A 15,736-nucleotide genomic window follows, 5' to 3' on the forward strand; every position below is an offset into this window, starting at 1 on the left:
TCTCATTCTCTTTCTTTACGGCTGTTTTTTCAGCCGAACATTTATTTTAACAGACTGTCAGCTAAATAGCTATTGTTTTTTCTCTGCTGTTCTGACGCCGCATTAGTCAGCTGTCTCCAGAACGATAAACTGATACGGTTTCAAAACAATCTCTTTTTCTGTGATCTCCACAGCTTTCTGATTATTCAGAAGCACCTTTTTCACTTCTCCCGGCAAAGATACCTTCTGTGACTGTGCCTGCATATTTCCCAGGATCAGAAGATTTTTCTCACCGTTTCTTGTATATGCGATCAGATTCTTCTGTTCTTCCTGATATGGAGCGAATGTTCCATATACAAGCGTTTCTTTATATTCCGGAGCTTTTCTCAGTGCAGTCAGCTTTTTGTAGAAAGAAAGGAGGGAGTCACTGTCCGTTAATTGGGACTCTATATTGATCTCCTTATAATTCGGATTAACCCCAAGCCACGGCTCTCCTTTTGAAAATCCCGCATTTTTCTCTGCGCTCCACTGTACCGGAGTTCTGGCATTGTCTCTGGAAAATGCGGAAGCAGCATCAAGCGCTTCTTTTTCACTGCATCCGGCACGGAGCGCTACCTGGTATTCATCGATGGTACTGATGTCATCGATCTGGTCCATAGAAGTAAACTCCATATTTTCCATACCGATCTCCTGCCCCTGATAAATAAACGGAATTCCCTTCAGCAGGAAATAAACACCTGCCAGGAGCTTCCTTGAATCCGGACAGCGGTCTTCCGGAGAAATATAGTGACAGACACCTCTTGGCTCATCATGATTCTCAATAATGTTGGAGATCATACCAGTATCCCCGATCCTTTTCTGAGTATGGAAAATACACTTCTTGTACTCTTCCGGAGTCAGGTACGGTTTGGATGCATACCAGCCATCCTCGCTCTTTCCGTAACAGGTTTCCTCAAAATCAAACATGGATGAAAAGTATCCGTTTTCTCCGATAAAATCTTTGATCTCATCTTCCTTTTCATTGAATACCTCTCCTACAGTAAAAGCGTCATAGGGATGAAAGCACTTCTCAGCCATCTCTCCCAGGAATTCTCCAATCCCCTCTGCCTCCTCCAGCATCCTCTCGATGCTGCAGAGCCCGTCTGCACGATCGGCAGGATAATCAGAAAATGGAAGCTTCTTCTTGATATTGATAATGGCATCAATACGGAATCCTCCAAGCCCCTTTTCCATCCACCAGCGGATGTTTTTGTAGACTTCCTCTCTTACTTCAGGATTCTCCCAGTTGAGATCCGGCTGCTTCTTGTGGAATACATGGAGATACTGTTTATCCGGATGTCCCGGAAGCTCTTCCCATACCGGGCCACCGAAATAGCTTCTCCAGTTGCAGGGAGCCTTGTCATCCTTTTTGTCCCGGATATAAAAGAAATTTCCATACTTTCCGTCCGGATCCTTAATGGCCTCCTGAAACCACTCATGCTCATCGGAGCAGTGATTCACCACCAGATCCATAAGGATGTACATTTCTCTTTTTTTTGCTTCTGCGATCAGACGATCCATATCCTCCATGGTCCCAAACCTAGGATCAATAGAATAATAATCTGCGATGTCATATCCCTGGTCTGCAAGCGGAGATTTATAGATCGGGGAAAGCCAGAGGATATCTGCTCCCAGTTCCTTCAGATAATCAAGCTTGCTGATGATTCCCGGGATGTCTCCGATCCCGTCTCCGTTAGAATCATAAAAGCTCTTGGGGTATATCTGATATACCACCTTGTCATGCCACCATTTTCGTTGCATCCTAATTCCTCCTATGCCTGTTTGATCATGCAGTACTGCTTCAGATCAAATCCTTTTTTCTGTACAATGCCATATAATTTAAATCCGAATTTCTCATACATGGAAACATTTGCCGGATTATGGGTTTCCAGAGAGATCATCAGCTTATGCCTGTCCGCATAATCGATCACCTCATCCATCAGCTTTTCAGCAAGACCGTGATGCTGCATCTTCGGCGCCACTGCCAGATAGATCACATGAAGCCTTTCTGCTGTATGAAGCTGGGAAGTCCAGCTGGAATTCAGATAGTCTTTTCCCTGGATGAATTTCCACAGGGTCGCAAGACTTGGATCCTCTTTGATCAGATAGCCATCTGTTTTCAGAAGGGCAAAAAAATCCACCATCAGATTATGTAAGGCTGCTTCATGCTCCGTTCCGTCGGATACTACCAAGATACTGTTCAGCTCACTGCTGTCTGCATAAATCTCGCAGGTCTCAAAAAACTCCGTAAGATCACAGGTAAAAAGCTCCGGCATCAGCCGTTCTCTGGTATCCCTGTCCGGGATCAGTGCATGATACAGAGGATCCTCCGAAAAACATACAGTCAATATCCGGATCAGCTTGTCCAGATCTTCTTCTTTCACTCGGTATAAATTCTGGCTTTCCATTCTTTCCTCCAGGTGTGGTTTTATTCTGTTCTTTTTTCAAACATATCACTGACCTCACAGATCAGATTCCTGAGTTTTTCCATTGCACGGATCAGATATTCAATATCATCCGCATAATAATGCTTCTGTCTTTCCCAGGCTTCCCTCAGGGTCTGCTTTTCCGCTTCCAGGCTGTCACCCGGCTTCTTTTCCTTCAGCCTTTCCACAAGATCATAAAGGTTCTCATGGTGGATGATCCTGCCCTTTCCCCACATCAGGCGATCCGGGGACTGCTTCAGGATATATTCTGTAAAATGATAAAAGACTTCCCTCTCAAACTGAAAGGCATAACAGTTGTTGTCAATACTGTAAAAAGCCTCCAGCGCAGGTACGATCTCTCCCTTTTCCAGATATCCCATAGCTTTCTTCAGTGCATAAAGATTGTTCTGCACTGCCTGCTGCGGAAAGATCACATTATCATCCCAGTCCAGACGTACCAGATAATCCTGAGATTTTCGGAATACACCGAGAAGCTTTTCGGTAATGACATCGGCTTTTTTCCAGTCACGTTTTTCTTCCGGAAGGCTGTTGAAGCGCCGTACCTGCTCTGCAAGGATGGCAGCCGCTTTTTTTGCCTCTTCTGTTTTTTTCAGAAGGAGTGTACTGTCGACGCCGGTCTGCATACACAGATCCAGATCCAGGGTCTTAATACTTTGGTCCAGTACCCGCCCGAAATCCATTGGCGGCAGAGCAAGGCTATCAATAGCCAGAAGAAGTTTCAGATAAAATTCATGATGGAATCTGTATACCTCTTCCTCATAAACATCCTGGTTATCGTACTGAGAATGATAATAATTTTCCATAAACGGGCCACCGCTGAAATCATTGACCATGGACGGGATCCCGGAAATAGCCATGGTAAAATCATCAGACCAGGTTTCAATGGGATACAACGTGGTCATGCCCTCCGGATAAATCCCCTCCGGCATCTGCACAGTATCCACGAAGCTGCGCACAAAATCCGCATACTCATAGGTACACCGTACTGCATCTCTGGTACTGTGTGCATGAGCCGGAAGCTCAAAATTCAAATCTGCGATCACGCGACCCTGCCACTCCGGTCTTGCCTCAAACACCTGGCGGTAAGCACCTGTGGACCAGTCATATTTTGTGTCGGAAATCCCCCATTCTTCTGCTGCAAGAGCACATACCACAATAGTATGGCGAGGTTTGTAGCCACCACGGATCAGCGCCCTGGCAATTCCAATGATCATGGCCACTGCCGCATTATCGTCCTGAAATCCCTCAAAATAGGAATCATAGTGAGCGCTTAACAGGATCATGGAATCCGAATCAGTTCCCGGGATTTTGCCAACGATATTGTAGGTATACTGGTCTTTGATCACCTCTGTGTCCGCATCAAATTCCACGGAAAGCTCCGGAACACGATTCCCATTCTCATTTTTCTCTTCCATTAACCGGCGGATCATAAGAAAATCTGCCCGTGACATGGAAAATGCAGGCGCACAGGAAGGTCCTGCTATATCCTGTGCATTCAGAGCCGTATCATCGATCTGTGCATATCCCCTGCTCTGTACGGCGATCAAAGCCGCTGCACCCTTCAGGTGTGCCTGATACACCGGGTAGTTGATCCACCATTCTTCTCTCTGATTGATCTCAATAAGAACCAGCTTTCCTTTCACATCGATATTCTTATATTCGTCGGCTGTACCCTTTCCAAGATATACAAGATCAAACTTCTGAAAGCCATTGGTCTTAAAATCTGTCTGATATGCACCAAGCTGGATCTCCCGGCAGGTTCCCTCTCTGTCATGGCAGCGCATCACCGCTTTCTTAAATTCCCATGCATCCACACGGATCTTATCTTTTTCTACCTGTGTGAGACCGGCTTTTTTCATTTCTTCCAAAAGCATATCTCCGGTTTTTCGCTCTGCCAGGGAGCCTGCTGTACGGTATCCCAGAACCGGATTTGTTTTTTCCTGTTCCATGCGCCTGGCCAGATCATAAGATTCTTTTATATTCAGGCATGAAACACATTTCTCCACGATGTTCAAATTTACTGTCATCCCTTTCTCGGCAGTGTCCCGGTCATCAGTTCTGTCCATCCGGAAGGGACATGCCTTTAACTGCTATAAATTATACCTTATCAATGTGCGGATTTCCAGATAAAAAAACGCGATTTGTTCAGCCAGGAAAAATCCTTCTCACAAATCACATTTTTATAATATCTTATCAACCGGAATACCGAAGCGCATCAATAGGCTTCCTGCGCCGATCGCCTTTCGGATACCGATCTCTCTTCTGTGAAAACACGGTGAAAAAGGTATGATATTTTTCATATGTAAATACGGATAATTAATCATATTTTCTGTCTGTTACCGTCATTTTTGTATATATTAAATGTTATTTTAAGTATTATACATTATTTTCTAGCATTTTTTACCGAAATATGTTATAAAAGAAGTAAGAAAAACTACCGGAAATCAGATATTCCTGCTTCCGGTCCGAGATAAAGGAGGTATCTTTATGGCAAAACGTATTATCACCATCAATCGTATGTTTGGAAGCAATGGACGCCTTATCGGCAAGACTCTGGCTGAAAACCTGGACATCGGTTTTTATGATAAAGAACTGATCGACATGGCTGCCAAGAAAAACAATATCCCCTTCGACACCCTGGCAAAGGTAGACGAGAAAAAGGCCAGTCAGTGGGTATTTCCTGTTGACAGCGAGCTGCAGTTTACAGATAATTTCTCCTTTGTACCAATGAATGATGTTCTCTATGATCTTCAGAGAAAGATCATTCTTTCCCTTCCGCAGAGAGAGGACTGCGTAATTGTCGGCCGCTGTGCGACCAATATCCTGAAGGATAAATCACTTAAAATTTTTATCCATGCTCCTTTTGAGGAAAGAGTCCAGAATGTGATACGCCGTACCGGCAGAGAAGAAGCCAGCGCACGGAAGCTGGTCAAAAAAATGGATAAAGAGAGAAAAGCTTACTATGAATACTTTACAGACAGCAAATGGCTGGATATGACACAGTATGATCTCTGTATTGACAGCAGCCGGTTTTCTATGGAGCAGATTGTTGAGATTGTAAAGAGATGTCTTTAGGATTCTTTTTTTCTGAAATTTTTTTCTGAAAAATGTTTTTACGCTTTGGAAGCGTAAGTGAAACCGCAGGGGAGGGGAAGCACTCGTAGTTGCGAAAGGCCGTTTTCCCTCCCCTGCACCCCTTCCCTCTGGCCCCGCTATGAACCGTACGTTTTGGTTATGTTACGTTGTTGACAGGGTGATGGATTCTGCGTTTGTTTAAAACGACAGGCTGCGCCGATCTCATCGGCATAACACCTTTCAACAAGAAGACGTATTCTTCCCACACCTCCAACTGCGGACGCTCAACTCATCAAAACGTAAGGACAGGACACCATGCGTCCGCTTCCACCTCTCCGGCTGAAACGTCAGCCGGAGGACTGTCACTTCCCCGGCGTCCGTTCGCCAATATACCCTTTCAAAAACTCATATATATCCCTCTCCAGCGGCGGACACCCTTCCACATAATTCTGAAACTTACAGGTACAGTGTCCCACACCAAGCACGCCCGTCTTACCACGATACCCCTGCCCGATGCAGATTTTTTCATCCAGCTTCTCAAAAAGCCCCTCTTCCTTCAGCATCTCCAATGCCGGGATCAGATACCCGTAGCAGGCACTGCAGGATTCCACTTCCTCCACGGCATCCGCAAGTTCCACAACCTTTCTGGATACCGGCATCCTCTGATCCGCACCATCCTCCAGAAATCTGACATCTGCCTTTGAAATATCTGAGCAGCCCACCCCAAGCTCACCTGCCAGCTTCACATAGGGAACCTCAGCTACCTCATAATGCATCATCTGACACACATACGCGTCCACGAGAACCGGATCACAGGCAGCCATTACACGGTTCATCACGACAGGATTTCCGCCATCTTCAAAATCCAGATCCCCGCAGATATTATCCACAACAATAAAGTCCTGCTGTATCCCCATATTCAGATGAGCAATGGGTTTATGAAGCCCCAGAGAATGAAAACGTCTCTTTTCCTTATTTGGGATCAACCCCTTCATATTCTTAAGGGCACAAGTGATCTTTGTCTGACAATGGCCTTTCAGAACCGGCACATTGATCAGAAAATCAAGCTCCTTTACCCGCTCACAGACATTCAGCTCCATGCCGCCACAGTCCACAGAAACACCTTTATCCTTCTGCATATCCCAGAACGGCACCTGATACTCTTCCTCAAGTCTGTCAAAGCCACAGGTCTCAAAGGCCTCCCTTGTCTTATCTCCTACCCAGGATCCCTCCAGCATCACCATATCCCGGAAGCCATGCTCCTTCAGATACTCGATAATTCCTGCAACCACTTCCGGATGAGTCGTTGCACCCCAGGAAGCCTCTGAAGGAGAAACCAGATTCGGCTTGATTCCGATCTTTTTCTTTCTGTCCCCGATATGGGACTGAAGATCCGCTTTTTCCAGAAGCTCCTTTGTCATTCTTTTATATTCCGTGCCATTGGTAATAAAAATCTGATTTTTATCCATAATTATCAAAATTCCTTTCTTTCTGAAATGTGAATACTGATCTATAGCAAAGCTTTTTTCATCAGACAGGCCAGACAAAACAGCCGACAAATACAGCAGTCATCACAATTATAAAAAATACCCTCTCTACCGGTTTCCCGGTAAAAAGGATATTTTATCCGACATAGCAGTCTCGTATTATCTTTCAATCTTTGCTCCATTCCACCATGGGAATTCACGGTTCAGCCATTTTCCTGCAAGCTCACTCCATGGTTCACAGGCTCTTGCGATCCCTCTGCCGTTTTCGTTGGCAGTCAGCTCATTTGCCAAGCCGATTCCATGGGGACCCTGCGGAAAAACGTGATACTCCACTGGAATGCCCTTTTTATAGAGTGCCTGAACAAAGAGAAGTGTATTATCCAGCAGCACCGTCTGATCCTCAAAGGTATGCCAGATAAAGGTTCTGGGTGTATCTTCCGTAACCTGAAATTCCAGAGACATCTGATCTTTCAGCTCCTCATAACGATCTCCCAGAAGATTTCGAAAGCTTTCTTCATGGCCAGCTTTCCCTGAAGTGATCACCGGATAATTCAGGATCATGCCATTGGGACGGATCCGCTCGTTTTCCATTCCCGTGATCCCGGCAAGCTCCTCAGTATTCCAGAACACTCCCAGAGAAGCTGCCAGATGGCCTCCTGCCGAAAAGCCGGATACAATGATCTTATTCTTTTCAATATGCCACTTATCGCTGTTCTCTCTGAGAAGAGCTACTGTTTTTGCCAGCTGACGGAGAGCCACCGGATATCTGGCAGGTGCCACACTGTAACGAAGTACCACTGCGTGATAGCCCATTCCCATAAACCGGACAGCAATGGCTTCTGCTTCTCTGTCTGAAGTCATGCAATAAGCTCCGCCCGGACAGATCACTATGACCGGACGCTTCTGTCCCGGATAGAGTTCTTCCGATTCCTGCCAGAAATAAGTTTCTATCCATGCCTCATTATAATCCTTTGTTTTCTCTTCGATCATAATTCTTTCGTTGATCATTCCAGTTTTCCCCTCTTCATTTCATCGCTTCTCTGATCGCTGCAAGAAGTTCATCGTATTCTTCGTAAGCAGGAATTTCCGGATGATCTGCACGGATCTGCTCTGTACTGCGGAAAAGGAAGCCTGCTTTGCTTGCCTGGATCATTCCGAGATCATTGTAGGAATCCCCGCTTGCGATAGTCTCAAATCCCATGGACTGCAGTGCCTTCACAGTTGTCAGCTTGGATTTCTCACAGCGCATCTTAAAGCCTGTGATCTCTCCATTCTCTGCTACTTCCAGGGAATTACAGAAAAGTGTCGGTCGTCCAAGCTTCTCCATCAGTGGAGTTGCAAACTGTGTAAAGGTATCACTGATCAGTATCACCTGGGAAAAAGATCTCAGCTCATCCAGAAATTCTTTTGCTCCCGGAAGGGGATCGATCTTTGCAATAGTCTCCTGGATCTCTTTCAGTCCCAGACCATGCTCCTTCAAAATTCCAAGTCTCCAGTTCATCAGCTTATCATAATCCGGCTCATCACGGGTTGTTCTCTTAAGCTCTGGGATTCCGCTTGCCTCTGCAAATGCGATCCAGATTTCCGGTACCAGTACACCTTCTACGTCCAGACATGTAATATACATCTTTCATATCCTCCTCTTGATCCAACTTACCGTTGATATTGCACAGAGTCTGACTCCTTCCGGCTGTCAGAACTCTTTATTCTTTTAGCGCTTTACCCTGATATTATCATATGCTCTCAAGGTCTGTAAACCGTTTTATTTTTTCTTCTTTTCCGATTCATAGATTTTCAGCTCTTTCAGTGCTTTTTCCCCAAGAGGATACAGCATGAAAATATTAAAGATCGTCATCAGGCCAATTCCTACATCTCCCAGATCCCATACAAATGTGTAAGCTGCGATCCCACCGATAAACAGCATCACCAGTGCCAGCACCTTATATCCTGTCTGTGAACCCCAGTTATCCCCAAAAAGATAGGACACATTGCCTCTTGCATAAAACAGGATTCCCAGGAATGTGGAAAAGCTGAACATAAACAGTGTTGCAGCAATAAAGATCACTCCAAACTGTCCCATATGATAATGCATGGCAGTCTGAAGAAGTTCCATTCCGGAAAGTCCCTGTACCAGATCCTCCGGTACCAGAAGCATGATCATGGCTGTACAGCTACAGATCACGATCGTATCCACAAATACACCCAGGGCCTGGACAAATCCGGCTTTTACCGGACTGTCACATTCTGCTGCCGCTGCTGCACAGGGAGCGGAGCCGCTTCCCGCTTCATTGGAAAAAAGACCTCTTTTTACTCCGTTCATCAGCACGACGCCAAATCCGCCGGCAGCAGCCTGACGAAATCCGAAAGCTTCTTCAAAAATCCGTTTAAATACTCCTGGCATACTTCCGAGATTTGTAAATATAATAAACAGTGTGATCACAAAATAAAGCACTGCCATCACCGGCACCAGAATATCCAGAACTTTAACCGTTGCATTCTTCCGAAGCACGATCACAGCTGCGATCACTACCAGCACGATGGTAGTATACAGCGGCGGAATATCAAAAGCATTTTTGAAAGACGCCGTGACGGAATTGCTGATAACCTGACTGATCCCACACCAGCAGATCAGGCCGGAAATGGCAAACAGAACGGAAAGCAGAACCTTTTTTCGTTTTCTGCCCTGTTTTTCTTCCCAATAGCGGTGGATATAGTAGGCAGGACCGCCCCTGTAGCCACCATAAAGAGGATCCTTTTCTTTATAGAGCTGTGCCAGGGTCGCTTCGATAAAAGCAGTGGAGGAACCGATCAGCGCCGTGATCCACATCCAGAATACCGCTCCTGCACCTCCTGCTGAGATTGCAGCTACCACACCGACCAGGTTTCCCATTCCCACACGGGTAGCTGTAGATACGATCAGCGTCTGAAATGCTGAAAGATTTTTTTTGTCACTTTTCTTTTCTGACAGGGCTCGCACCATATCCGGAAAAAGACGGATCGGCAGAAGCTTTGTCCGGATGGTAAAATAAATACCAGTCGGAATCAGAAGCAGGATCAGAAGTGAGATTCCCAGCGTACTTCCTCCCGGAAGCGGGATCCTTATCAGATCTCCCCACAGAAATGAATAGACCTTTTCGATCATTGTTACTATCATGTTACTGTTTCCTTTCCCCAATCACCCCATGTGATCGTTTTGTTCTCTTTTTCTGCCCGTTATTTGTATTTATTTCTGCAACGTTTTAAACGGGCAAAGTGTATCTTTTATTATAGTAGCTTTCTGTTCGTATGTAAAGAAAAATCCCGAATCTTTCGATCCGGAATTTTTTTATATTGGTAACTTTTCTGTTATTCGACAGATTTCTGATATCTGTCTCTTTTTATGAGCATAGCTGCATTTTACTCTCAGCCAGCCAGGTGGAACATCTCAATCAGGAATATCCAGCTCATTCCATAGTATGTTATCACGGCTACAAGGTCATTTACCGTAGTGATCAGAGGACCTGAGGCTACTGCCGGGTCCACACCAACCTTTTTGAAAAACAGCGGTATGCAGGTTCCCACTGCACTGGATACCAGCATGGCCACCAGCAGGGATAATCCGATACAGCCGGATACCGCATAGGCAAATACGAGTGTTTTTCCTTTGAATAAGAAAATATACAATCCGATCAGTACAAAAGACAGAATACCGAGCAGACCACCGTTGCAGAGACCGATCCGCATTTCCTTCAGCACAAGCTCTGCTTTCTGTCTTCCCGTCAGCGTCTCATCCATCAGTACACGGATGGTTACAGCCAGGGACTGGGTTCCAACATTTCCTGCCATATCCAGGATCAGAGACTGGAAGCACATGATGATCGGCAGACAGGTAACTACTTTTTCAAACATTCCCACAACAGAAGATACCAGCATACCAAGGCCCAGAAGAACGATCAGCCAGGGCATTCTTTTTTTCATGCTTTCAAAAAGAGGTTCTTTCAGATCTTCCTCTGCAGTCAGACCGGCCAGCTTTGCATAATCCTCTCCCATCTCATCATCTACCAGATCGATGATCCCTGCGGATGTGATCACTCCAAGGAAACGATTGTCATCGTCCAATACAGGAATGGAATCTTCGGAATAATCCTTCAGTCGTTCCATACAGTCATCGATCTGCTCAGTACCATACACATATGGATAGGAAGTTACGATCAGCTCTTCCATAGGGTGGTCCTGTCTTGCTGTGATCAGATCCTTCAGATCCAGGGCTCCATAAAACTCCCCTCTGTCCGTCACTGCAAAAATCGTAGAAATATTATCATTATCTGCCGCCTGAGAAACCAGCTCACTCATGGCCTGCTTTACGGTCAGGTTTTCACGGATCACAATGCAGTTCGTTGTCATTCTGCTTCCGATCTCATCCTCATCAAAGGAGCGGATCATTTCGATATCTTTCCGCACCTGTTCATCCAGAAGCTGGATCAGAAGCTTGCGTTTTTCTTTATCGATCTGCTTTAAAACATCTGCCAGGGCATCGGTTTCCATTTTGGAAAGAATGGCTGCCGCTTTTTTTACATCCATCTCTTCTAGGTATTTTACAGTTTCTTCTTCCTCCAGATACTCAAAAACATCTGCCAGCATACTGCTTTCCAGGATACGGTATAGTCTGCTGCGCTCCGCAGTGCTTAATTCTCTCAATACTTCCGCCAGATCGTTTTCGTGGAAATCCTGCAGCCTTTCACTTAAAACTGCCGGAGAAACACTGCTTCGGATCAGACTCAGAATATCTTTTGAAAAATCCTGATTTCTTTTTGTCATTTTCTCATCCTCCTCACATAGTATCGCACAAAATACGCACACCAAAAACAGACATGTTAAAGCATGTCTATGTGCTGTCTGATTTTTGATTGTGTTTCCTTGGGATTTGAGTATAAAGCGAAATGAATTTATACATGATCGCTTTACTGTAAGATTCTCAGAATGAGAAGAATGAAAAAAATATCTATTATAATCCTGCTGCAATTACAATGGAATAATACCGTACAGGTCCTGATGACGCTGTTCCGCCCTGTCATACATATCCTTCCGATATACAGATATACTATTCTCACAGATATTCTGTATACTTAAAACAGAATGGAACAGTCTCATCCTTCTCTGTTCTTTCCATCTTTCACTCTGAGAGCTACAACTTCGCCCATGAGAATCACAACTGTCCATTCTGTTCACCTGCCTTTTTTCTTAAAATATTCTATCAACCCGGCCATTATAACGTTCCCGGCCGGGTTTTGTCAACCGGATTTATGGTTAAATTTATTGTAAATCCGGGTAAAATTTTTCTACTTTACAGAGGTGGAGTTTATGCTGCTGCATTTCCGTTGATCGTATCAATGACTTTTTTTATTCCAAGCCAAACACTCATATCTGTAAAGATTTCTGAAATGCTCCCACGATCTGTAAACGGAGATTCCAATAAAACAGAAAGATCCTTCATCATCCCATTATGAACAATATACTCAATGATCTGATTTACAAAATAAATCTGCCTGCTGTCCAGACTTACATCCTCAAGATACTTTGAAAAAGCTTCCTTGGCTGCATTCATATCAAGACCTACCATTTCTCTGATAAATTCTCCCAATGGCTTTCTGCCAAATTCTGCTTCATAATCCTCTTTTGTACCAAGCTCGCTCCAGAGAATTTTTTCCAGTTCATCTACATCTTTTTCTGTAAGTGGCTGATTCTTTTTCAACTTTGATATCACATGGTCATCCTGATGCTGCCGGACATAATATTCTACCCGCGCCTTATAGTTTTTCAGATCATCGTTTTCCAATTCTGCTTCTTTCCATTCCGTTGAAAGAATTTCGTCTGTAAAATTGGTCATATATTTATTCCTGCTCTTATCCGGAATATACTTCATAAGATCTCTAAGATTTTCCCTGATATTTTCAAATTCATTGATTCCTGCATTTTCCATATAATCTGTATGCAAAATCTGATCGATCAGCTCTGTTTGTGCCTGAATCTCCGGTATATTTGCCACTCCGGCAATTCCGGAAACCTTTTTTAAAAGATCTTTTCGTGCACTTGTATATTTCTTTCCAGCCAGAGATGCAAGTTCTATCCCATACATAAGTGCATCAAAACGTACTGCTGTTACTTCATCACTTTCAGGCAAAATCAAGGGTGCAACTTCTTCCCGTACAAGTAAAGTATCTTCATAAGTAAGCATCTGATAGTTCGACTCTTCTGAATATAATTCTACATATTTCAAATGTTGGCGAACTGTAAAACTATCTCTTGGGAGCTCTTTTACTTTTTCAGTCATGTGCTTTACAAGTGCAGTCCTGTACGCAGTTAATTTATCTGTCTGATATTTAATATCCTGAAGCTTGTACGAAATCTCAAACTGAAGATTAAAAACCGCACTTTGCAACGCCATCAGATTTGCGCTTGCTTTTCCCTTATTCATTCGGAAAAACTCAAAATTCCCACAGAAATCAAAAATGTAAAACTTTTTCTTATCTTCCCCATCCAGCAATCCCGGGCATAGTCTTGTTCCTCGTCCGATCATCTGCCAGAATTTTGCTTTACTCATGACTTTCTTAAAGAATACAAGATTAAGAACTTCAGGTACATCAATTCCAGTATCTAACATATCTACAGAAATTGCGATCTGCGGTAGTTTTTTCGGATCTGAAAACTCATCAATTGCACTCTGTGCATATTTCATTCTGTTATCGATCACCATGGCATAATTCTTTAAATGCGGATATTCCTTATTAAAAATCTCAAGGATTTTTTCCGCATGATCATGATTTTTCGCAAAAATAATTGTTTTTCCAATCTTCTGTCCATATTCAATTTTAATTCCATCTCTCATCAGGACATGAAGAACTTTTTTAATTGTATCTTCGTTAAAAATCCAGGTATTCAATGCAGCCGAATTTATCGCTTCCGGAAGCTTTCCATTTTCGTCTTCAAAAGTATTTTCATAGATTTCTTTATCTGCTTCTGAAAGTTCATCATATACAATTCCCTGATCAATAAATTTCACCCTGGATTCCACCGAAAGATAATCAACCAGATATCCATCCTTAACCGCCTGCGCCAGATCATATCCATAAGTGGGATCTCCGTTTGCCAGTTCAAATACTTCATATGTATTTTTGTCAATCTCATCTTTCGGTGTTGCGGTAAGTCCTACAAGCAGTGCATCAAAATATGTAAAAATATCTTTATATTTATTATAAATGGATCTGTGCGCTTCATCACAAATGATCAGATCAAAATGACCACTGGTAAAAACTTTTCCTTCTTTGTCATTTATCGTATCAATACAGTTTATCATGGTCTGATATGTGGAGAAAACACATCGCGACATATAATTATTCTTTTCTTCAACCAGATTTGTACAGGAAAAATCCTGCATCCAGTTTACAAAACTTCTTTTCGCCTGTGTTACCAGTGAATTTCTGTCCGCCAGAAAAAGGATATTCTTTACCCAGCCCGCATCAACCAGTACCTTGCACAAAGCCATTACTGTTCTGGTTTTTCCGGAACCTGTGGCCATAACCAGCAGTGCTTTTCTCCGATTCTTTTCATCAAAACTCTGGCATACTGCTTTTATCGCGGCTTCCTGATAATAGCGTCCTGCAATTTTTTTATCTACAGAAATATCCTGCAGGCTTGTCCGCATATTCAAAAGATTAAACCATTTCTCCAGATCCCGTTTGGAATAAATAACCGAACATTTTCTTTCCGGATATTGTCCGTCTATGATCCGGGTTTCAAAACCATTGGTAAGGAAAATTACCGGGCGTCGTTCATATTTCTTTTCCAGCAGATCTGCGTAAAGTTTCGCCTGCTGCCTGCCCTCGGCAACGTCTTTACAGGTACGTTTTGCTTCAATAATTGCCAGAGGTTTCCCTGTATCATCATAGAGAACATAATCAATACGTCCAATTCCTGATTTATTCGGCATTCCTGTCACGGTCATCTCATTTAACCAGTCTTTTCCCTGTGTCCATCCTGCATCAATGAGCATAGAATCTATGTAAAGTTTTCTGGTTTCATATTCAGACAGATCCAGAGGTTTCGGAACATATGTCTGCTGCTGTTTCTCATGACGTGCGGACAGTTCTTCCCTGAGGAAAGTATTTTCTGCCATTAGTTTTTGTAGATCCAGTTCCTGCTGGGCAGTTTTTTCCTGTTCTTTCAGAAGTGTTTCCTTTGTTGTTCTGGCTGTTTCCCTGGATGCCTTTGCCTTCTCAATTCTGTCATCAATAATCGACTTGTCAAATGGATGCTCCTGATACTGTTCTCCATAACAATATGCAACGTAATCTAAAAAAATTGACAGATTTTCAAGGCAGAGCATCGCTGCATCTCTGCCAGGTTTTTTATTGCTATGTGCCACACTGTTTCCACATCTGCGGATATAATCCATCCGTTTCCAAAGATCCGGTCCCACTAACTGTCTGAATTCTTCTATATTCATCAGAGTATGAAGATTATCCTGGTACGGAATCTGCAAACTGTTTTCCACAGAATACAACCATTTCACAGCAAATTCCATAGCCCGCCGGCTGTTAAGAATACTCGCATCCGGATCTGCTAATATAATTTTCTCTGCAGAGATGGCAACATTCGCAAATGCAGAGAATTTTGATTCATTTTTTAAGTAATCAAAGTTTGTTACCATTGTAAAACCTCCCTCTTTTACTT

Annotated in this window: 10 protein-coding genes; 1 reads left to right on the forward strand and 9 read right to left on the reverse strand. The window is 43.6% G+C overall.

Annotated elements, in window-relative coordinates; translation table 11 throughout:
* Positions 1-102: 102 nt before the first annotated feature.
* The 3 genes from MUB50_RS11355 to MUB50_RS11365 are packed head-to-tail and all read right to left on the reverse strand — an operon-like array spanning position 103 to position 4,492.
* Positions 103-1,779, reverse strand: a complete 1,677-nt coding sequence (locus MUB50_RS11355) for an alpha-glucosidase (RefSeq protein ID WP_244791132.1) — start codon at positions 1,777-1,779, stop codon at positions 103-105.
* 11 nt (positions 1,780-1,790) lie between these two features.
* The gene (locus MUB50_RS11360; RefSeq protein ID WP_244791134.1) at positions 1,791-2,426 is read right to left on the reverse strand and encodes a GNAT family N-acetyltransferase; all 636 of its coding nucleotides are present in this window, start codon (positions 2,424-2,426) and stop codon (positions 1,791-1,793) included.
* A gap of 20 nt (positions 2,427-2,446) precedes the next feature.
* Entirely contained in the window at positions 2,447-4,492 is a 2,046-nt protein-coding gene (locus MUB50_RS11365) for a M28 family peptidase (protein ID WP_244791136.1), read from the reverse strand.
* Positions 4,493-4,952: 460 nt separating this feature from the next.
* Between MUB50_RS11365 and MUB50_RS11370 the strand changes: the two genes are divergently transcribed.
* The gene (locus tag MUB50_RS11370) at positions 4,953-5,540 is read left to right on the forward strand and encodes a cytidylate kinase-like family protein (protein ID WP_173754268.1); all 588 of its coding nucleotides are present in this window, start codon (positions 4,953-4,955) and stop codon (positions 5,538-5,540) included.
* Positions 5,541-5,902: 362 nt separating this feature from the next.
* Here the strand turns inward: MUB50_RS11370 and MUB50_RS11375 are convergent, their stop codons facing one another.
* The 6 genes from MUB50_RS11375 to MUB50_RS11400 all read right to left on the reverse strand — a co-directional run bounded on the left by MUB50_RS11375 (position 5,903) and on the right by MUB50_RS11400 (position 15,713).
* Entirely contained in the window at positions 5,903-7,009 is a 1,107-nt protein-coding gene (locus MUB50_RS11375; protein ID WP_118623764.1) for a DUF362 domain-containing protein, read from the reverse strand.
* A gap of 177 nt (positions 7,010-7,186) precedes the next feature.
* Positions 7,187-8,035: an alpha/beta hydrolase gene (locus tag MUB50_RS11380; protein ID WP_118515870.1), complete on the reverse strand. Its 849-nt coding sequence runs from the start codon at positions 8,033-8,035 to the stop codon at positions 7,187-7,189.
* Between the two features lie 16 nt (positions 8,036-8,051).
* Positions 8,052-8,654, reverse strand: coding sequence for a bifunctional phosphoserine phosphatase/homoserine phosphotransferase ThrH (thrH, locus tag MUB50_RS11385; protein WP_015524708.1), 603 nt, complete (start codon positions 8,652-8,654; stop codon positions 8,052-8,054).
* A 135-nt stretch (positions 8,655-8,789) separates the two neighbouring features.
* Positions 8,790-10,181 (reverse strand): alanine/glycine:cation symporter family protein, encoded by a 1,392-nt coding sequence (locus tag MUB50_RS11390; protein WP_138277396.1) that lies wholly within the window; start codon positions 10,179-10,181, stop codon positions 8,790-8,792.
* A gap of 248 nt (positions 10,182-10,429) precedes the next feature.
* On the reverse strand, positions 10,430-11,824 hold the full coding sequence (gene mgtE, locus MUB50_RS11395; RefSeq protein ID WP_138277395.1) for a magnesium transporter: 1,395 nt from the start codon (positions 11,822-11,824) through the stop codon (positions 10,430-10,432).
* Between the two features lie 541 nt (positions 11,825-12,365).
* Complete coding sequence (locus MUB50_RS11400) at positions 12,366-15,713, reverse strand: DEAD/DEAH box helicase family protein (protein WP_244791138.1); 3,348 nt, start codon at positions 15,711-15,713, stop codon at positions 12,366-12,368.
* Positions 15,714-15,736: the final 23 nt, after the last annotated feature.

Origin of the sequence: Blautia sp. NSJ-140, from assembly GCF_022868965.1 — a bacterium.
Taxonomy (GTDB): Bacteria; Bacillota; Clostridia; order Lachnospirales; family Lachnospiraceae; genus Blautia_A.